Consider the following 21,099-nt stretch of genomic DNA (forward strand, 5'->3'; position numbering starts at 1 on the left):
TACCTATAATTTGTAAGTTATTCTATTAAATTGCTAACTAATATCCATTTTGAAATTAACATTCTGTTTTTAAATGGTTTTTTAATTGGCACGCTTTACGCAGTGTAGTACCTATACAGTCAACTAAGTAAGGAATGCACATGCAAGTTAAAACAATTAAAGAGGTATACGATTGGACCGTTTTGTTTCATACGCAAATGGCGGCTAATTTTCATAGCGTAAAGGATTTACTCGATGAACATAATGCAATGCTGGTGGACTACTACCTAAATTACGAAAAAAAACTCGCTGAAGATTTAGTCGGGTTTAAAGCGATAACCGAAATAAATACGCTCGATACGTACTGTTATGAATACTTTGCTAAAAATCCTGAGCTAATTACTTTCGAAGACATTAGTAAAGATCAGCAATTTGATGAGAAAGTTATTCAAGCTTACTTATCAGAGCAGCATCAAAAGGTAATTGAATTATACGAATACTTACTTGAGCGCGCTGAAACTCAAAGTGGCCAAGAAAAGCTGCAACAAATACTAGAGCTGGAAAAGCAAGGTATAAAGCAAATGATGCAAAGTACGAATCGTCATATGGATATGTAGCTTTATAAGATAACCATTTAAAATAGCCGATGCTTGCATCGGCTTATTTTATGTCTGCGTTAAATAACCCGCAGAGGGCTTTGATAAACTGCTAGAATAATATGCGTGTCAACGTGTGGCACGCACCTAGGGATGTCAAACTTCTTCTGTATCTACAATTAAATCACTTGTTATTGATTCCAATGCTTCAATGACTTCATCTTTATTCATACCATTGGGTAAAGTAACGGTAGCCACAGCACTAAAAATAGGCACCCCCCAATTAGGCGCACTTTGCTGCCTTGAATTTAAATGAGTAATGTTAGCGCCTTTGTGGCGTATTACACTCGCCAACTCTTGAACAATACCTGGGCGATCGTTACCTGTAATAACCAGATTGATTTGTTCTAATGTTGATGGTTCAATTTCTGTGTTTCCGGTTTCAATTCGAACGTCTAACTTAGGTAACTTATTTAAAGCGCTTTGTAATGATTGAAAGTGTTCCTCAGCAACTTCAAGTTGAATAATACCTGCAAAATGACCTAATAAATGGCTTAAGTTACTGCTTAGCCAGTTGCCATGATTTTGTAACACGATGGATGAGATACTCTCTACTAAACCAGGGCGATCTTGCCCTAAAATAGTTATAACCAACTGCTTCATAAATAATTCTCTTTTTAAGCCCAAAGAAAGTAAATGCATAGGCATTAAGTGTATTGTCTAATCTAAATTGTGTTGTTGTACTCTTTATAAAACGTTGATTTTAAAGTAATAAAAATAAATGTGGTTGTGTTGACTATACGCGGTATTAATAGTCATTCTTTTTTTAGTAAGTACTCTTTTAGTATTGACCTCGATAAATGCTTTGTCCAATTATTTTATAATTTAGTTCACTTAAAAATCATCTATATGAGACTTATTTAGCGATTTTCTTTGCTAGTTTTATTTAGAACCGTTTTAACGTGCTTATTATTACTGCTGTAACATTACTGTCATCTTGATGAAATATAATTTATACAACGTTAAGATTTAAGGGTGTTTTGATGACTTCAAATCCGAATAAACCGACTTTTAATACGGATCGAAGCCGTCTATTTAAAGATCGGTTTGCCAAATTTGGTATAACCGCAGGTGGGATAATGGTATTGGTAGCACTGCTATTAATATTCTTTTACCTTCTTTATGTAGTACAGCCAATTTTTGAATCAGCAAAAGTAGAAAAACGCGATAGCTTTCAGGTCGCTAATTCGCAGCAAATAGCAGGCCTAGGTGTAGAAGAGCAAACTGAAGTTGCTTATTTACTCAGTCAGCAAGGGCAGGTTGATTTTTACAGTGTGCAAGATGGCAGCTTTGGTAAAAAGCTTAAAACATTAAACGCCGAGCTACCAAGTGATGCAACAAGCTTTGCAACTAGCGCGCCTTTTCAAGGGCATTATGCGTTTGGTTTAAAAGATGGCACTGTAATGGTCGTAGCACCTAAATTTTTGGTCACCTTTCCTAATAACGAGCGTAAATTAACGCCTCGTTTAGACTTTCCTCTTGGGGAAATGGCTCTGGAAGTAGATGAACAAGGCTCAGCTATTAAACGCTTTGCATTTAGCCACTATGAAGACAGAACAGCCGTTGTCGCACTTACAGAAGACAAACGGGTGCTTTTTAGCAGTTTTGTTGCTGAAGAGAATATGTTTACTGGCGAAGTTGAGTGGGTTGTTGAGCGCACAGAGCTAGATGTTGAAGGGCGTGTAGATGAGCTATTAATGTCTCCAGATACAACTCGTACTTTTGTACGTTCTGCTAATCAGGTTTACGTATACGATACACGTGACCCAAGTGATGTAGAGCAAATTCAGTTACTTTCAGCTAACGAAGAAAATGCCAATATTGTATCTGCACAATTACTAGCAGGTGCAAACTCATTAATGCTTGCCAATGATAACGGCGAAGTTTCGCAGTGGTTTGAAGTTAACACTGACACTGGCCGCGAATATCAAAAAATACGTTCATTTGAAACGACTAAGCAAAGTAAATTAAATGTATTTACAGAGTTCTACCGTCGTACTTTTTTTACGACTAGCAGTAACGGTGAGCTTGGGGTGTACTACACAACAAGCGAAGCAAAATTATGGCAAGGTAAAGTAAGTGAAGGCGCAATACAAAACTTTGCAATTTCACCGCGTTCAAATGCTGCATTAATTTTGGCGGATAACAAACTAACAGTATTAGAAATACATAACGAGCATCCAGAAGTCACTTGGTCAGCGCTTTGGCAAGAAGTATGGTACGAAGGTTACCCAGAGCCAGGTTATATATGGCAGTCAACATCAGCCAGTGATGACTTTGAATCTAAGTTTTCATTAGTGCCAATTTCGTTTGGTACATTAAAAGCAGCCCTTTATGCGATGTTATTTGCAGTGCCTATTGCGCTTTCGGCGGCAATTTACACGGCATACTTTATGTCGAGTAAATTACGTAAGGTAGTTAAGCCCACTGTTGAAATAATGGAAGCATTACCAACCGTTATTTTAGGTTTTTTAGCCGGTCTTTGGTTAGCTCCATTGATAGAAGAGCACTTACCTGCAATTGTTGGGTTACTCATATTATTACCTTTAGGTATGTTAGCGACAGGTTTAGCTTGGACTAAATTACCAACCAAAATCCGTCATCGAATTCCTGAAGGATCTCATTCAATTATCCTTATTCCGGTCGTTTTACTTATTGGCTGGTTTTCGTTTGCGATGAGTGAATTTGTTGAGCTTTGGATGTTTGACGGCAATGTACGTCAGTACTTAACAAATGAGCTAGGTATGACATTCGATCAACGTAACTCGCTTGTTGTAGGTATTGCGATGGGCTTTGCAGTTATTCCAACTATATTCTCAATTGCAGAAGACGCCGTATTTAGTGTTCCAAAGCATTTATCAAATGGCTCATTAGCATTAGGTGCAACGCAGTGGCAAACACTAATACGTGTTGTATTACTAACAGCAAGCCCTGGTATTTTCTCTGCGGTAATGATGGGACTTGGCCGCGCCGTTGGCGAAACCATGATTGTACTTATGGCAACGGGTAATACACCTATTATGGATTGGAGCATCTTCCAAGGTATGCGTACGCTTGCAGCAAATATTGCAGTTGAAATGCCTGAGTCAGAAGTAGGTAGTTCGCATTACAGAATATTGTTCTTAGCGGCCTTTGTACTATTCATATTCACATTCATTTTTAACACAGTCGCTGAGTTTGTTCGCCAGCAACTGCGTGAAAAATATAGCTCAATGTAAGCGGAGAGACATGACATGGTAAAGCAGTGGTTTAAGTCTGGTTCTCCTTGGATTTGGATGACCGGTGGTGCCGTGAGCATCAGTTTAATTTCAGTTCTAGGCTTATTAGCAATGATAGCCTGGAAAGGATTAAGTTTTTTCTGGCCTTCAGAAGTTGTGCAGTTTGAACTTGAAGGGTCAATTTCAAAACAAACCGTTATTGGCGAAGTTTATGACCGTGAATTAGTACCAAAAACGCGTTTAGCCGCGACAGGTATTGACGTTAGCGGATTTGAAAAAGAAGAAATAGAGCGCTTACTTATTAAAACAGGTAATCGTGAGTATGTAGATTTAGACTTTCGTTGGATATTAGAAACCGATATTAAAAATAAAACAACGCCTGCAACGCTTGCTGTATTTGAGCGTAGTAAAAACGGTAATTTTTATGGTTATGTTGAAAGTGTAATTAAAGATGGTAAACCAGTCGAAGGCGATAAAATTGAAGCTCTACATGAACTTGTAGAGCGTGCCGTGGATTTAAACGACGAAGCACTTGATTTACAAAATGGTGACATTGGGCATATTAACTATGAGCTTGAGCGTCTTCGTTTAAAAGAAAAGGGCTACTTACTAGATAACGCACTCACTGATGAACGTGTTGCTGAGCTTGCTCAAGAGCGTGCTGAATTACGTGCGCAGTATGGTGTACTTGAAAAAGATTTATTTGCACTACGTAAACAAGCTAAACGTGACCACGTAACTGTAAAAGATATGCGCGGTGAAGTAGTTACGATTCCAATGTATCAAGTACTTGATGTTTGGTTTCCAAATGATATGGGCTTTTTTGCAAAGCTAGGACACTACTTTGTGCAGCTAGGTAAGTTTGTATCTGATGACCCACGTGAAGCAAATACAGAGGGCGGTGTTTTCCCTGCTATATTTGGTACTGTGTTTATGGTTATGCTGATGGCTGTAATAGTGACGCCGTTTGGTGTTGTTGCTGCAATTTACTTACACGAGTATGCCGCTAAAAATGCAGTCACTAAGATGATTCGTATTGCGGTGATTAACTTGGCCGGTGTGCCTTCAATTGTGTACGGTGTATTTGGCCTCGGCTTTTTTGTATACATGTTAGGTGGTAGCTTAGACCAATTATTTTACCCTGAAGCGGCACCAACGCCAGTATTTGGTACGCCAGGTGTAATGTGGTCGGCGTTAACGCTTGCTATATTAACTTTGCCAGTTGTTATTGTATCGACTGAAGAGGGCTTATCTCGTATTCCAAGTACCGTACGTGACGGTTCACTAGCGCTTGGCGCAACAAAGGTTGAAACGTTATGGCGCATAATTATTCCAATGGCAAGCCCTGCAATTATGACTGGTTTAATACTGGCAGTTGCGCGTGCTGCAGGTGAAGTTGCACCATTAATGTTAGTAGGCGTTGTAAAAATGGCCCCTACATTACCACTTGATGGTAACTTCCCGTATTTTCACTTAGATAGAAAGTTCATGCACTTAGGCTTTCATATATACGATGTTGGCTTCCAAAGCCCTAATGTTGAAGCGGCACGTCCGCTGGTATACGCCACTGCCTTTTTATTGGTGTCGGTGATTATTACCCTAAACATAACGGCCATTGGTATACGTAACCATTTACGTGAAAAATTCAGATCGCTTGAACACTAATTAGTAAAGATTTTATAGGTAACAAAAATGATTACAGTCGCTCCACAAGTAAACCAAGCTAATATTGGTCAAAAGTTAGACCTAGAAAATTTAACGGATGATCAAAAAGCGCTAGAGATTAAAGACCTCGATCTTTACTACGGTGATAAGCAGGCGCTTAATAAAGTTAATATGAACATTCCTAAAGGCCAAGTAACTGCGTTTATCGGGCCGTCTGGGTGTGGTAAATCAACATTACTGCGTTGTATTAATCGCATGAATGATTTGGTTGATATTTGCCGTATTGAAGGTGAAATATTACTCCATGGTCAAAATATTTACGATAAGAGCGTAGATGTAGCAGCACTTCGTCGTAATGTAGGCATGGTGTTTCAGCGCCCTAATCCATTTCCTAAATCAATTTATGAAAATGTAGTTTATGGCCTGCGCTTACAAGGCATTAAAGAGAAACGTAAATTAGATGAAGTAGTAGAGCAATCACTTCGTGGTGCTGCTTTGTGGGATGAAGTAAAAGATAGATTGCACGATAGCGCGTTTGGCTTATCGGGTGGTCAGCAACAACGTTTAGTTATAGCTCGCTCAATTGCAATTGAGCCTGAGGTACTTTTACTTGATGAACCAACATCAGCACTCGACCCTATTTCTACTTTGGTAATCGAAGAGCTAATAAACGATTTAAAAAACAAATTTACCGTTGTTATTGTTACACACAACATGCAACAAGCAGCGCGTGTATCTGATCAAACAGCCTTTATGTATATGGGCGAATTGATTGAATACTCAGACACAAATACCTTATTTACTACACCAACGAAGAAAAAGACTGAAGATTACATTACCGGTCGTTACGGTTAATTAGCCCGTTATAGCGTGTTGTACAAGATTAAGAGAGAAGGTAACTATGGAACATAATATTAATAAGCATATTTCTGGGCGCTTTAACCAAGAACTAGAAAATGTACGTAACCATGTATTGAGTATGGGTGGCTTAGTTGAGCAGCAATTAAATAGCGCGCTTGATGCGGTGAGTCGTAACGATGCTGAGCTTGCTCAAAAGGTACGTCAGAACGATTACAAAGTAAATGCAATGGAAGTCAGCATTGATGAAGAATGTACGCGTATCATTGCTCGTCGTCAGCCTGCAGCAAGTGACTTACGTTTAGTGATTGCAATTGCAAAAACTATTGCAGATTTAGAACGTATTGGCGATGAAGCTGAGCGAATTGCTAAAGTTGCACTAGACTCATTTACTAAAGATCAACAAGACTTGCTAGTAAATATTGAGAATATGGGCCGCCAAGTTTTAAAGATGTTACATGATGTACTAGACGCATTTGCACGTATGGATGTGCAGCGCGCATTTCAAGTACATAAAGAAGATGCAAAAGTTGACCGTGAATATGAAGCTATCACACGTCAAATAATGACTTATATGATGGAAGATCCACGCTCAATCCCTAAAATTATGGACTTAGTTTGGTCTGTTCGCTCATTAGAGCGCATAGGGGATCGCTGTCAAAATATTGCGGAATACATTATTTATTTTGTAAATGGCAAAGATATTCGTCATACATCTCAAGAAGATATAGAAAAATCGCTATAATTTTTTACCTATTTTTCTTTTTTATTAAAGCGGCTTAGTGCCGCTTTGTGCATTGCAAGCCTTAGTGAAGTAATAAAAAGCGTTCACAATCTTGGTTAATACTGTAAAATTCATGCTGCAAAGCATATCAATTTGATTAAAGGGTCAGTTATGCCTACAAACGCGTTTTTAGGAGTATTTGCAAAATCTCCTATCAAACCAATGGAAGAACACATTAAGAAGGTTCATCAAGCAAGTAAAGCCTTGATACCTTTTTTTAATCACGTATTTAAAGAAGAGTGGGTACAAGCTGAAGAGCTTCGCATCACTATTCGCAATTTAGAACGTGAAGCTGATGATATGAAAAGAGATATACGCTTACAATTGCCACGTGGTTTATTCATGCCGGTAGAGCGTACAGATCTTCTCGAATTAGTAACTCAACAAGATAAAATTGCCAATAAAGCAAAAGATATTGCAGGACGAGTGATTGGTCGTGAAATGACCATTCCTAAAGTTATGCAAGCTGATTTCTTAGCTTACTTAACCCGTTGTGTAGATGCGACTAAACAAGCATCTAAAGCAATTAACGAATTAGAAGAATTGCTAGAAACGGGTTTTAAAGGTCGAGAAGTCACCTTAGTAGAAAAAATGTTAGTTGAATTGGATGCCATAGAACAAGACACGGACGAAATGCAGATAAAAGTACGCCGCCAGCTACGTGATGTAGAGGGTGAGTTAAATCCAATTGATGTTATGTTTTTGTACAAAATCATTGAATGGGTTGGCGAGCTTGCAGATATTGCAGAGCGCGTAGGATCACGTCTTGAGCTGATGTTAGCTCGTTAATTTAAAATCAGTTCAAACACGAAAGATTAAGGTTTTACAATGGATATCATTGCATCTTACGGCACGGTATTAATTTTAATTGCCGCAGCAGTCGGCTTTTTTATGGCTTATGGTATTGGCGCGAACGACGTAGCGAACGCCATGGGTACATCTGTAGGTTCAAAAGCGTTAACAATCAAACAAGCTATTTTTATAGCGATGATTTTTGAATTTGCAGGCGCCTATTTAGCAGGTGGTGAGGTTACATCAACAATTCGTAAAGGAATTATTGATGCAGCACCATTTGCAGATATTCCGGAATTAATGGTTCTGGGTATGATTTCGTCTTTATTTGCAGCCGGCGCTTGGTTATTAATGGCCTCCTTCTTAGGCTGGCCTGTATCTACAACTCACTCAATCATTGGTGCAATCATTGGTTTTGCGTTAGTTGCAGTAGGTACTGAGGCGATTCAATGGGATAAAGTAGGTGGTATTGTAGGTAGTTGGATTATAACACCTGCCATATCAGGCTTTATTGCATACTTAATATTCATGAGTGCACAAAAACTTATTTTTAATACAGATGCACCACTAAAAAATGCTAAACGTTATGTCCCTCTTTATATGGGCTTAGCAGGTTTTATCATGGCATTGGTTACAATTAAAAAGGGCTTAAAGCACGTTGGTATAGACCTAGGCTCAGCTGAAGGCTATGCACTGTCAGTAGGTGTTGCAATAGTTGTTGCTGTGATTGGTAAAATTGCCATATCTCGCTTAAATATTGATCCAAAAGCAGATAAACAAATGCAGTTCAACAATGTTGAAAAAGTATTTGCTGTTCTTATGGTACTAACAGCATGTTGTATGGCATTTGCACATGGTTCCAATGACGTTGCTAATGCAATTGGTCCACTAGCAGCTGTTGTAAACATTGTTGAAAACAATGGTGAAATTGCTAAAAAAGCAGCTATTGCTTGGTGGATTCTACCTCTAGGTGGTTTTGGTATTGTTGCTGGTCTTGCTATTTTAGGCAAAAAAGTAATCAAAACAATCGGTGAAGGTATTACACATTTAACACCTAGCCGTGGTTTTGCTGCTGAACTAGCTGCTGCTTCTACCGTTGTTATTGCCTCAGGTACTGGTATGCCAATCTCTACTACTCAAACCCTAGTGGGTGCGGTATTAGGTGTAGGTATGGCACGTGGAATTGGCGCGCTTAACATGGGTGTTATCAGAAACATTGTAGTTTCTTGGGTAATTACATTGCCAGTTGGCGCTGCCCTTGCTATTGTTATTTTCTACGTACTAAGAACCGCATTTGGGGTTTAATAAAAAAGTACTCAAAGACTTTTAGCTTGAAAAGATCTCAATGCCCTAGGTGTTGGGGTCTTTTTATTTGTGGAAAGAAAAAATGACTAACCTTCCAAGTATTAAACAACTACAGTATTTATTAGCTGTTCATCAACATCAGCACTTTGGCAGAGCCGCTAGCGCCTGCTTTATAGGACAGTCTACTTTAAGTAGCGCTATTCAAAATCTTGAAGAAACACTAGGCTGTCAGCTAATTGAGCGTGAAAATCGCAGCCTTATGTTTACCAGTATTGGTGAAGAAGTTGTTGAGCGTTCTCGTAAAATAATTAACGATACAATTAGTTTAAAAGAACTTACAAAAAGCTTTTTAACACCACTAAGTGGTAAGCTGACTGTGGGGGTTATACCTACAATTGCAAGCTTTATAGCGGCTCCGCTTTATCATTTTTGTAAAGAAACCTTTTGTGATTTAGAGCTGGTATTAATTGAAGATACGAGTGACAAGCTACTGGATAAACTTGAACATGGGCATATTGACTTAGCGCTACTTGCACTGCCGTACGAAACAGATAAATTTCATACACAAGTATTGGCAAAAGATCAGTTTAGTTTAGTGCACCATAAGGATTACAGCGCTGCAAAGGGCGTAGTCGACTTTAACCTATTACCAGAGGCTAGCGTATTCTTATTAGAGCGCGAGCACTGCATGACGGGCCATGCGCTTAGTGCATGTCATTTAAACCGTGCCAGTTGTATTAACCCATTTGAAGCTGCAAGCTTACATACTCTATTAAGCATGGTTGAGCATCAGCTCGGGGTGACTTTTTTACCACAGATGGCGATTAATGCGGGTATTTTAGATAATAAAAATATGGTGGCTACACCATCACAAAGTGATGCATATAGAGATATTGGTATCTTGTGGCGTAAAACTACGGGCCGAATTCGAGACTTTAGGCTATTTAGTCAACAGCTTGAGGTATTTTTAAAGCGTCAATGTAGTTTAGATTTTTCTAAAGCAGAATAATAAGTGAACTAAAGCAGCCTACAAAGGCTGCTTTTGATTTTGAAGATGACTTTCAAAAGGCTCAAGTTCAGGTAAAAATAATAAATAAATCCATACCACCAAGTTAAAGTAAGGCACGCAGCCTAATACAGTAAAAACCTTAACTGGGTAGCCTTTAATATTCGCGTAGCGGTAACACTGATACGCGATTGCAAAATGTATAATCAGTAATAACATAACTAGTTGTGTCATACCTTCTTCCTTAAAAGCTTAAATAGCTTTGAAACCCACTATAAATATCGGTACTACGCCGCCAAAAGGTAATGTCATGTTTTTAAAGTGTAATACATAAAAAGGCACGACATTTTTTATTTGATGCTGAAAGTATAGGCAAGAAAGGTAATATTGGTAGTAATAAAATGATTAAAATTGTTTAATTTTGTTTATTTTGGGCTAGCTTGTTGTTGGTAAAACGTTTTATTTTTAGAAATTTTTTCAAGTTCATCTTTTACTTTTTCAACAGGTATTGGACGTGCAATAAAGTAGCCTTGCCCATAATCAACACCAATTTCTTTTAGTGCAAAAAATATCTCTTCGTTTTCAACGTACTCAGCTACAGAGTGCTTATTGAGAGACCGACTAATATCATTTATTGCTTTTACTAACGCTAAATCTATAGGGTCATTGAGCATATCACTTACAAATGAGCCATCAATTTTTACATGTTGTGCTGGTAGCTGTTTTAAATAATTAAATGTACTAAATCCAGTTCCAAAATCATCGATAGAAAAATGACAGCCTAAGCTATTGAGCTTCTCAATCATTTTACGAGTGGCCTTTAAGTTATTAATACTCGCAGATTCAGTTATCTCAAAAATTATCCGCGAAGCAGGCACGTTATACTTTTCAAGGTTTGATTCAATTAATGGCAATAAGCGTTCATCTAAGAACGATTGTGCTGACAAATTAATAGCAACTTGGTTTAACTCTGGGTGCTTAGATACACAAGCAACGGCATTACGTATAACGCATTGATCCATCAAAAATGTGTCGTTAAGCATTTCCAAAGAGGGAATAAACTGATTTGGGTATACGAGTTCACCTTTGAGTTTTAAGCGTAAAAGCGCTTCAAAATAAGCAACTTTACACTCTTTAAAATCCCAAATAGGTTGGTAATGTAGTTCAATATTATCTTGCTGTAGTGCTTGGCGAATTTCGTGGCCCCATTCAAGCCCTGTTTGTAGTGTATTGTTTTGAGCATCTTCTTTTGAATAGCAATGTACTAAGTTACGCCCTAAGTTTTTGGCAATATACAAAGCAATATCGGCTTGTTTTAAACACTCATTAGGGTTGTTATTTTGTGTCGTGATTTGAGTTAAGCCAATAGAGCAGCTAATAGTGTATATTTGATCTTCTGATTTAAAAGCATGTTTTTCTATCGCACTACACACACCTTCTGCAATAAGGTGTGCATCCAGTAAATTCATATTGGTAAGTATGACTGCAAATTCATCCCCACCAATTCTGCATACCAGGTGATCGTCGCCAATATTTGCTTTAAATAATTGCGCCACTTCTTTTAAAACTATATCGCCCTGATGATGGCCTTTACTGTCGTTTATTATTTTAAAGTGATCGAGGTCAATATAAATAACAGCATGCTCTATGGCATCATAGGTGTACTTATCTTGGCATATTTTATTAAGCTGTTGATCAAAGTAATAACGATTATGTAAACCAGTTAATGGGTCATGGTGTGCTAAATGACGTAGTTGAATCTCAGCTTGCTTTCGTTCGTGTATATTGTCGATAGTTGCGGTTATGGTCGCGTTATTACGGCTATTTTTTATTAGCTGCAATCTGCATTCAACCCAAATTAAATTGCCATTTTTGTGGGTTAACTTTACTTCTATTTGTTGCTGTTGCTTACCACCGTGTAAAATATCGTTAATAGTGTAGTCAACTCTTTCTTTATCTTCGTTATTACAATAAGCACTTAATGGATTTTGTAGTGATGATTTAACACCAAAACCGCTTAATGTTTCCCATGCGGGGTTAATAAAACGAATATTACCTTGCTGATCGAGCTCTAAAACAACAGTATTTAAGTGTAATAAAATACGCTGATGAGCTGAAAATAACTCTTTGTAACGCACTTCGCTCAGGCTTAATTGTTCTACTTTGTAAGCAAATTCAGCATAACTCACCATAAAATCTTCACGTCGTGCGGCGTGGTCACACACTTTGTTTAAAAATGAAGGATCGTAAGGGGCTCTAATAAAGTCGGTAACACCTGAAAGCAAAAGCTGCTCAGCGTAATCGGCATCGTCACTTTCTATAATTGTAACAATAGCTTGTTTAGAATTGTGCTGGAGGATTTCTTCAACGAGTACACTCGAGCTCTCTGCACTTGATGTAGTAGCATCGAGTAGCACAATTGAAAACTGCTGTTGGTTATAAGCGTTAAGTGCCGCTTTAGCTGAAGTTACATGAGTGATAGCAAAGTTTAACTTTAACTGTTCACTTATTTTGTCTGCCGTATTTTGAAGTGGCTCTAATAATAATAAGTTTAGCCGGCTACTTTTTTCTAAGTGAGTAGATAAAACATTCGCAAGTACTTGAGGGAGCATGTCTTTATGCTCAAACGGCAATACAGCATCTATCCCATAACTGCGGGCTGTTGTTTCGGCAATCCGCTCACAGTAAATTGGCGGGATAAGTAAAATGGGGGTGTTTTTTGGCGTTTTTAATAATCCTGAGCGGATCATCCTAGAAAAGCGCCAGCCATCAATTTTACCAACATTAATGCCCGTTATTATAATATCAACAGGGTGTTGTTTTAAAAGCTTTAAAGCTTGTTGGCTGTCTTGGGCATCAATGAAGGTAAATACATTTAGGCTATCTAAAGTGCCCTTAATCGCGCGGCGTTCAGCACTACTTGCGTTTAATATTAGCAATTTAAGCTGGTTTGGCACGAGTTGAACACCCCTAATGAAACTTATAATAATTTAGCCGAACAAGAATAGTGATATTTAACCATAAGAACAAGAAGATTTAATGGCAAACACGCAAACAGACATTATAAGTTTGGCTGATTTCTTGAGCTTAATATCCGATACATATACACTTGGCGCGATTTTAAATGATGTGGATTACTAATTATGCGCGTGGCTGACTTTAGCTTTGACTTACCTGATGAATTAATAGCTCGTTTTCCTAAAGCGGACAGAACCAGCAGCCGTCTACTCACTTTAGATGGCCCAAGCGGAACTTTAGAGCATAAAGTGTTTAGCGATATACTTGATTTAGTAAACGAAGGCGATTTATTGGTCTTTAACAATACACGCGTTATTCCAGCACGTATGTTTGGTCAAAAAGCTTCAGGCGGAAAAGTTGAAGTACTTGTAGAGCGGGTATTAGATGAGCATCGCGTACTTGCGCATGTACGAGCAAGTAAGTCGCTTAAGGTCGGTAACGAAGTTGTTTTAGAAGGCAAAGCCAAGGCAATAATGGTTGCACGCCACGATACTTTATTTGAGCTTGAGTTCGATCATAGCCAAAACGTGCTAGATATACTTAATGATATCGGGCATATGCCACTGCCTCCTTATATTGACCGACCTGATACCGATGCTGACCGTGAGCGTTATCAAACTGTTTATGGAGAAAAGCCAGGTGCAGTTGCAGCACCAACTGCAGGTCTACATTTTGACGATAAGCTAATGGCAGCACTGAAGGATAAAGGTGTAAATATGGCTTTTGTTACGCTACACGTTGGCGCTGGTACTTTTCAGCCAGTACGAGTTGATAGTGTTGATGAGCATGTAATGCACTCAGAGTACATAGAAGTGCCTGATGACGTAGTTGCAGCTGTTGCGCAAACTAAAGCAAATGGTGGGCGTGTAATTGCGGTAGGCACAACTTCAGTTCGCTCATTAGAGTCGGCTGCTAAAGTTCATGGCGGCAAGTTAGATACGTATTTTGGTGATACCGATATATTTATTTTTCCGGGTTATCAATTTAATGTAGTTGATGCGATGGTCACTAATTTTCACTTACCAGAATCAACGCTTATAATGTTAGTCAGTGCATTTAGCGGGCAAGACAATATTATGGGCGCTTACAATACTGCAATAGAGCAGCAGTACCGCTTTTTTAGTTATGGCGACGCGATGTTTTTAACACGTAAGTAACAAAATATTGTTTAATACTCAGTAGAATATATTAAAACCCCCAGCTTAGTTGCTGGGGTTTTTGTTTGCGGCAATTGGCAAAACTGAATTTATCGCAGCTAATAGTATTAGTGAGGCAAAAAGGGTAGAATCAGGCGGTTAAATTATAGCTTGTTGGACTGTTTTTCCGACATTGAGGATGATATGAAATTTGAATTAGATTGTACTGACGGAAAAGCGCGCCGCGGCCGCTTGATTTTTGACCGTGGTGTAATAGAAACACCTGCTTTTATGCCTGTTGGTACTTACGGTACTGTAAAAGGTATGACGCCAGATGAAGTTAAAGCCACTGGTGCGCAAATATGTTTAGGTAATACCTTTCATTTAATGCTTCGCCCAGGTACTGAGATCATCAAGCAACATGGTGATTTACACGACTTTATGAATTGGGACTTCCCAATTTTAACTGACTCAGGCGGTTTTCAGGTATTTAGCCTAGGCGCAATGCGTAAAATCACTGAAGAAGGCGTTTTATTTCAATCTCCAGTAAATGGTGATGAAATTATGATGTCGCCTGAAAAGTCGATGGAAGTACAGCGCGACTTAGGCTCAGACATCGTTATGATTTTTGACGAGTGTACGCCATACCCAGCAACTGAAAAAGAAGCTAAAGATTCTATGGAGTTATCTCTTCGTTGGGCTAAGCGCTCAAAAGAAGGGCATGGCGATAATCCATCTGCTTTATTTGGTATTATCCAAGGTGGTATGTACCCAGAATTACGTGCACAATCACAAGCTGGTCTTGAAGAAATTGGTTTTGACGGTTATGCATTAGGCGGCCTATCAGTAGGCGAGCCTAAAAACGAAATGATGAATATCCTTGATCATTGTGCGTTTAAAATGCCAGAAGACAAGCCTCGTTACCTTATGGGTGTAGGCAAGCCAGAAGACTTAGTTGAGTCGGTTCGCCGTGGTATTGATATGTTTGACTGTGTTATGCCAACACGTAATGCGCGTAACGGCCATTTATTTATTACCACGGGTGTAGTAAAAATACGTAACGCAGTGCATAAAACAGATACAGGGCCACTTGACCCTGAGTGTGATTGCCATACGTGTAAAAACTATTCACGAGCTTATTTGCATCACCTTGATAAATGTAACGAAATTTTAGGTGCGCGACTAAACACAATTCATAACTTACGTTACTATCAACGTGTTATGGAAGGTTTACGTAATGCAATTAGCGCAGGTAAATTAGAAGAATTTGTACAAGATTTTTATGCTCTCCGAGGCCAAGATGTGCCAGAGTTAGCAGATATAAAAAATTAAACTTTAAAATTAAAGAGGAAGTATCATGAGTTTATTTATTTCAAATGCACACGCAGCAGCTGGTCAACCTGCGGCAGGCGGTGGTTGGGAAATGCTAATAATGTTAGCTATTTTCGGTTTGGTTTTTTACTTTTTAATCTACCGCCCACAAGCTAAGCGCGTTAAAGAGCACAAAAGCTTAATGAGTATGATGGCTAAAGGTGATGAAGTACTTACCCAAGGCGGTTTAGTGGGTAAAATTGTGAAAATTTCTGAAGAGAAAGATTTCATCGTTATCTCTTTAAACGAGCAAGCAGAAGTTACAGTACAAAAATCTGCAGTATCTGCAGTATTGCCAAAAGGCACAATGAAGTCGCTATAAAAATAATAAGGACGACCCCGTGTTAAACAAGTTTCCAGTTTGGAAGTATTTGCTTGTTTTAGCTGTGGTAGCCATTGGCCTTTTATATGCCTCTCCAAACTTGTATGGTCGCGATCCGGCCATACAAGTTTCAGGTGCTAAAGGCGCTGATGTCGATCTCAGTGTTGTAGACAAAGTAAACGCAATCCTTAAAACAAATAATGTAACCGCTAAATCGACAATACTTGAAGATGGACAAATTTTAGTTCGTTTAAAAAATGTTGAAGAGCAACTTAAAGCGCATGACTTACTGCGTGATTCGCTGAGCAATGACTACATTTCTGCTATTAATATGGCACCTGCTCAACCAGCTTGGTTAAAAGCGGTTGGTGGTAACCCTATGAAGCTAGGTCTTGATTTAAGTGGTGGCGTACATTTCACCATGGAAATCGACATGGCAACAGCGGTTGATAACCAGCTTGAGCAAATGGAACAAGATTTTCGCAGTGACCTGCGCGAAGAAAAACTACGTTATCGTAGTGTTCGCCGCGTAGCAGGCTCCGATCGTATGCGTGTAGAAATGCGTACCGAAGAAGACAAAAATGCGGCAGAGAGCTTTTTAGAAACTCGCTACCCGCTAAATGTCTACATTGATGACAGCAGTAACGATAAAGCATTTTTTGCGACAATGAGTGAGCAAAAACTCAAAGAGATTCGTGACTACGCTATCAAGCAAAATGAAACGATTATTCGTAACCGTATCAACCAAATTGGTGTTGCAGAGCCTAACGTACAACGCCAAGGCGCTGAGCGTATTATTGTTCAACTACCAGGCATTCAAGACACTGCACGTGCTAAAGAAATTTTAGGCGCGACAGCAACACTTGAATTTCGTGAAGTAGACGAAAACGCAGATATTAGTGCTGCTGCCCAAGGTCGTATCCCAGCGGGTACTGAAATGATCATGAGCCGCGACGGTTACCCTGTTGTACTTAAAAAGCGTATTATTTTAGAGGGCAGCCATATTACGGGCGCGCAATCTGGCGCTGATGAATACCAACGTCCGCAAGTAAGTATTACGTTAGATAGCAAAGGTGGGGCAAAAATGAATGCCTTTACCAAGCGTGCTATTGGTAAGCGTATGGCAACGGTATTTATTGAGTACAAGCCATCAGGTAAAAAAGATGCAGACGGTAAAGCACTTCCACCTATTAAAGTTGAAGAAGTTATTAACGTGGCAACGATTCAAGCTCGTCTTGATCGCTCGTTCCGTATTACCGGCATTGATAATCCAGCAGAAGCACATAACTTAAGCTTACTACTTCGTGCTGGTGCACTTGTAGCGCCAATTCAAATTGTTGAAGAGCGCACAGTAGGTCCAAGCTTAGGACAAGAAAATATTGAAGCGGGTATGACTGCGGTTGCACTTGGCTTTGCGTTTGTACTTGTGTTTATGCTTGTGTACTACAAAGGTTTTGGTATGGTTGCAAACCTTGCGCTTGCGGCTAACTTAGTACTAATTGTAGGTGTTATGTCTTTAATTCCGGGCGCTACACTTACGCTACCTGGTATTGCCGGTATTGTATTAACGGTAGGCATGGCGGTTGACGCTAACGTACTTATTTTCGAACGTATTCGTGAAGAGCTGGCCGATGGCCGTAGCCCTCAACAAGCGATTCATTTTGGTTACGATAGCGCATTTAGCACTATATTTGATGCCAACATCACGACACTAATTGCTGCCATTATACTGTTTGCAGTGGGCACTGGTCCGATTGCGGGCTTTGCAGTGACACTTGCGATTGGTATTTTAACTTCAATGTTTACAGCCATCGTTGGTACCCGTGCGGTAATCAACTTATTTGTTGGTGGTAAACGCATTGATAAACTTTCGATTTAAGGAGCAGACATGCAAATTTTAAGTTTGGGTAGTAGAACCCTTCGTTTCATGTCTCTTCGAAAAGTGGCTATGGGTTTCTCGACGCTACTAATTTTAGCGTCGTTTGCATCAATTTTTATCAAAGGCTTAAACTTTGGTTTAGATTTTACCGGCGGTACTGCGGTAGAAGTGGGTTTTTCACAACCGGCTGACCTTAAAAAAGTACGTGATGCACTAGCTGATAATGGTTTTGCTGATGCATCAGTGCAGTTATTTGGTTCAAGCCAAGAGATTTTAGTTCGCTTGGCACCACGCGGTAGCGATGTAAAAGCTGAAGTGATTGGTAACCAAGTAATCGATGCACTTAAAAAAGCAGATGACAGCGTAGTAATGCGCCGTATTGAGTTTGTAGGCCCAAGTGTAGGTGAAGACTTAAAAGAGCAGGGTGGCCTTGCCATGTTAACTGCGCTTATTTGTATCTTAATCTACGTTGCGTTTCGTTTTGAATGGCGCTTTGCAGTAGGTGCGGTAGGTGCACTACTACACGATGTTATCATTACTGTGGGTTTATTTTCGGTATTAGGTTTAGAGTTCGATTTAACTATATTAGCGGCAATTCTTGCGGTAATTGGTTATTCACTCAATGATACGATTGTTGTATCAGACCGTATACGTGAAAACTTCCGTAAGGTACGCATTGACGATACGATAGAAATTATTGATATTTCACTTACGCAAACACTTAACCGTACACTTGTAACATCAATCACGACTATTTTAGTATTGATTGCCTTGTTTGCATGGGGCGGACAAACTATTCATGGTTTTGCAACTGCATTACTGTTTGGTGTGTTTATTGGTACTTATTCTTCGATTTATGTTGCAAGCTCTGTTGCTATAGCGATGGGTGTAAGCAAAGAAGATTTAATACCAGAAGTAATTGAAAAAGAAGGCGCAGACCAAGACGCTATGCCGTAATGGTTTTGTAACTACTTTAAAAACCGCTCAATGAGCGGTTTTTTATTGCCTGTAATATATATTTTTGCTCACGATTTTTTTAGCTTTACTGTGCAAGTATGAATAAACAGTGCTAACTTTGTAGAGCACGCCATGAGTGTAACGTCTTACTATGTATTTAAATTAAGTATTAATAGCGTGGTTATGAATAAGTACAGTTACATAATATCGTCACCTTATACTTAGGCGCCGGAAGTTATTTAGCTTAAATAACGCGATAATTTAAACTATCAATAATAACTGTTAAAACTACCGATAATAACTAGGGTGATAATTATGTTGCCATTAAAGTATTTGATTAACGTAGTAAGTTTGTTTGTATGCAGCGCTTTAGCGAGTGAGGTAAATATCGTAAATATAGCGCAGGAGCAGCGTGTGCAATATGCTCGTGACGACTACCTTAACGAACTATTAGAAAAAGCATTGGTGAGCGCACAATACCCTGCAGAAATTAACCCCGTTTTAATTCATCCCCATCAACAACGTACTTTAATAGCGCTCGATACAAAAAATTTAGATTTATACTGGAGTATGAGCAGCCCCGAAAGAGAGTCTTTAGCTATTGCGATTAAAATCCCATTATTTAAAGGCTACATAGGTAAGAGGGCGCTATTAACAAGTAAGAACAGCATTGCTAGATTTAAAGGTATTACTAGCTTAGATCAGCTAGGTAGGCTTTCTGCGGTGCAAGGTCATGATTGGCCTGATACAAAAATAATGGCGTTTAATGGCCTGCATATAAGGCCGTTTGCAAATTATCAGGCTATGTTTGCCTTAACAAGTGCAGGGCGTATTGATTACTTCCCACGTTCATTTATCGAGGTTAATTCAGAGCTAGCGGCAAATAAACAAAGTAACCTAGTAATAGTACCTAATTTATATATGAGTTATCCAACAGGGTTTTATTATTTTGTATCAAATAGTAAGCCAGAGCTTGCAGTGGCAATTAAAAAAGGGCTTGAGATAATGCAAAAAAATGGCGAGTTTGATGCTTTATTTGATGAATATTTCGCAAAAGATTTAAACTCGTTACCTTACGAAAAAGGTAAAACAGTAGAACTGAAGCTAGATAACCCTTATTTTTAAGCACAAAAAAAGGAGCCTGAGCTCCTTTTTAGTATGCTATTAATAGCATTTAATTAGCGAAGTAACGACTCAGTTAATACTGGACGAATTTCGCGAATAATTGCTTGAGTCAGTTTTGGTGAACCACAGATAATATTACCGCTGTGGTTATAGTTATTACCACCGGCGAAATCTACAACCATACCGCCCGCTTCTTTAACCATTAGTTCGCCCGCAGCAGAGTGCCAAGGTTTTAAACCAATTTCAAAAAATCCATCAACACGGCCAGCTGCAACGTATGCCATATCTAAAGCAGAACAACCTGCACGGCGAATATCAGCAGTGTGTACAAATAATGCTTTAAACGCTTCAGTGTATGCATCCATGTGGTTTTTGTTTTTGAACGGGAAACCAGTAGCAAGTACAGTGCCTGCAAGAACCGTAGTTTTGCTAACGCGTAGACGTTTACTGTTTAACTGAGTGCCTTGACCGCGAGATGCAGTGAAAAGCTCACCGCGAATTGGATCATAAATAACAGCTTGGTCTAAACGACCTTTAACTTTAAGTGCGATAGAAACCGCGTAATGAGGGATACCTTTGATGAAGTTAGTTGTTCCATCGATAGGATCTACAATCCATTGGTAATCATCATCCTTGCCTTTATGCTCACCTAGTTCTTCACCAACAATTGAGTGAGTAGGGTAAGACTGTAAAATAGTGTCACGAATTACGGCTTCGGCTTCTTTATCAATGTTAGTTACTAAGTCGTTAGCGCCTTTTTGTTGCACTTCAACTTTTGATAAATCTTCACTTGCGCGAAGTAAAATTTTGCCTGCGTTGCGCGCAGCGCGAACCGCAATGTTTAACATTGGATGCATGGTATTACCTTTGGGTTGTAAAAGAACGTTTATATATTTCAGCCGGCGTATTTTAGCGACTTTTGCCATAAAGTAAACAATAAACCCCAAATACTTGTGTTTGTTTTTTATACAAGATTGAAAAGTGTATATATTTTTAAAAAATAATTATCTGCATTTAAATAAATTAAT

Annotated in this window: 18 protein-coding genes; 14 read left to right on the forward strand and 4 right to left on the reverse strand. The window is 39.0% G+C overall.

Going from position 1 to position 21,099, the window contains the following annotated elements; genetic code table 11:
• Positions 1–140: 140 nt before the first annotated feature.
• Complete coding sequence (locus H5115_RS13135) at positions 141–596, forward strand: hypothetical protein (RefSeq protein WP_002957844.1); 456 nt, start codon at positions 141–143, stop codon at positions 594–596.
• A gap of 135 nt (positions 597–731) precedes the next feature.
• Here H5115_RS13135 and H5115_RS13140 read toward each other — a convergent pair whose 3' ends face one another.
• Positions 732–1,238: a glycine cleavage system protein R gene (locus H5115_RS13140; protein WP_182755691.1), complete on the reverse strand. Its 507-nt coding sequence runs from the start codon at positions 1,236–1,238 to the stop codon at positions 732–734.
• A 380-nt stretch (positions 1,239–1,618) separates the two neighbouring features.
• Here H5115_RS13140 and H5115_RS13145 point away from each other — a divergent pair, with 380 nt between their 5' ends.
• The 7 genes from H5115_RS13145 to H5115_RS13175 all read left to right on the forward strand — a co-directional run bounded on the left by H5115_RS13145 (position 1,619) and on the right by H5115_RS13175 (position 10,266).
• On the forward strand, positions 1,619–3,853 hold the full coding sequence (locus tag H5115_RS13145) for an ABC transporter permease subunit (RefSeq protein WP_024605596.1): 2,235 nt from the start codon (positions 1,619–1,621) through the stop codon (positions 3,851–3,853).
• A 15-nt stretch (positions 3,854–3,868) separates the two neighbouring features.
• Positions 3,869–5,518 carry a phosphate ABC transporter permease PstA gene (gene pstA / locus H5115_RS13150; protein ID WP_002957841.1) on the forward strand — a complete coding sequence of 550 codons (1,650 nt, stop codon included), beginning with the start codon at positions 3,869–3,871 and terminating at the stop codon, positions 5,516–5,518.
• 27 nt (positions 5,519–5,545) lie between these two features.
• Positions 5,546–6,373: a phosphate ABC transporter ATP-binding protein PstB gene (gene pstB, locus H5115_RS13155; RefSeq protein ID WP_002957840.1), complete on the forward strand. Its 828-nt coding sequence runs from the start codon at positions 5,546–5,548 to the stop codon at positions 6,371–6,373.
• A 46-nt stretch (positions 6,374–6,419) separates the two neighbouring features.
• Entirely contained in the window at positions 6,420–7,121 is a 702-nt protein-coding gene (gene phoU / locus H5115_RS13160; protein WP_007586465.1) for a phosphate signaling complex protein PhoU, read from the forward strand.
• 150 nt (positions 7,122–7,271) lie between these two features.
• Entirely contained in the window at positions 7,272–7,949 is a 678-nt protein-coding gene (locus H5115_RS13165) for a TIGR00153 family protein (RefSeq protein WP_002957838.1), read from the forward strand.
• A gap of 39 nt (positions 7,950–7,988) precedes the next feature.
• Complete coding sequence (locus tag H5115_RS13170) at positions 7,989–9,257, forward strand: inorganic phosphate transporter (RefSeq protein WP_024597536.1); 1,269 nt, start codon at positions 7,989–7,991, stop codon at positions 9,255–9,257.
• 82 nt (positions 9,258–9,339) lie between these two features.
• Positions 9,340–10,266, forward strand: coding sequence for a hydrogen peroxide-inducible genes activator (locus H5115_RS13175; protein WP_002957836.1), 927 nt, complete (start codon positions 9,340–9,342; stop codon positions 10,264–10,266).
• 18 nt (positions 10,267–10,284) lie between these two features.
• Here the strand turns inward: H5115_RS13175 and H5115_RS13180 are convergent, their stop codons facing one another.
• Positions 10,285–10,497, reverse strand: coding sequence for a hypothetical protein (locus tag H5115_RS13180; RefSeq protein ID WP_002957835.1), 213 nt, complete (start codon positions 10,495–10,497; stop codon positions 10,285–10,287).
• Positions 10,498–10,688: 191 nt separating this feature from the next.
• A complete protein-coding gene (locus H5115_RS13185; protein ID WP_182755693.1) occupies positions 10,689–13,220 on the reverse strand; it encodes an EAL domain-containing protein in 2,532 nt (843 codons plus the stop codon).
• Between the two features lie 186 nt (positions 13,221–13,406).
• Here H5115_RS13185 and queA point away from each other — a divergent pair, with 186 nt between their 5' ends.
• The 6 genes from queA (at position 13,407) to H5115_RS13215 (ending at position 20,071) form a co-directional block, all read left to right on the forward strand.
• Positions 13,407–14,438: a tRNA preQ1(34) S-adenosylmethionine ribosyltransferase-isomerase QueA gene (queA, locus tag H5115_RS13190; protein WP_182755695.1), complete on the forward strand. Its 1,032-nt coding sequence runs from the start codon at positions 13,407–13,409 to the stop codon at positions 14,436–14,438.
• 183 nt (positions 14,439–14,621) lie between these two features.
• Positions 14,622–15,749 carry a tRNA guanosine(34) transglycosylase Tgt gene (tgt, locus tag H5115_RS13195; protein WP_182755697.1) on the forward strand — a complete coding sequence of 376 codons (1,128 nt, stop codon included), beginning with the start codon at positions 14,622–14,624 and terminating at the stop codon, positions 15,747–15,749.
• Positions 15,750–15,774: 25 nt separating this feature from the next.
• Positions 15,775–16,110: a preprotein translocase subunit YajC gene (gene yajC, locus H5115_RS13200; protein ID WP_002957830.1), complete on the forward strand. Its 336-nt coding sequence runs from the start codon at positions 15,775–15,777 to the stop codon at positions 16,108–16,110.
• 19 nt (positions 16,111–16,129) lie between these two features.
• Positions 16,130–17,989 carry a protein translocase subunit SecD gene (gene secD, locus H5115_RS13205; RefSeq protein ID WP_182755699.1) on the forward strand — a complete coding sequence of 620 codons (1,860 nt, stop codon included), beginning with the start codon at positions 16,130–16,132 and terminating at the stop codon, positions 17,987–17,989.
• A gap of 9 nt (positions 17,990–17,998) precedes the next feature.
• Positions 17,999–18,946, forward strand: a complete 948-nt coding sequence (secF, locus tag H5115_RS13210; RefSeq protein ID WP_002957828.1) for a protein translocase subunit SecF — start codon at positions 17,999–18,001, stop codon at positions 18,944–18,946.
• Positions 18,947–19,261: 315 nt separating this feature from the next.
• On the forward strand, positions 19,262–20,071 hold the full coding sequence (locus H5115_RS13215; protein WP_182755701.1) for an ABC transporter substrate-binding protein: 810 nt from the start codon (positions 19,262–19,264) through the stop codon (positions 20,069–20,071).
• Between the two features lie 53 nt (positions 20,072–20,124).
• Here the strand turns inward: H5115_RS13215 and suhB are convergent, their stop codons facing one another.
• Entirely contained in the window at positions 20,125–20,928 is an 804-nt protein-coding gene (gene suhB / locus H5115_RS13220; protein ID WP_149593794.1) for an inositol-1-monophosphatase, read from the reverse strand.
• Positions 20,929–21,099: the final 171 nt, after the last annotated feature.

The sequence above is a fragment of the Pseudoalteromonas sp. SR44-2 genome (genome assembly GCF_014163745.1).
GTDB lineage: Bacteria > Pseudomonadota > Gammaproteobacteria > Enterobacterales > Alteromonadaceae > Pseudoalteromonas > Pseudoalteromonas distincta.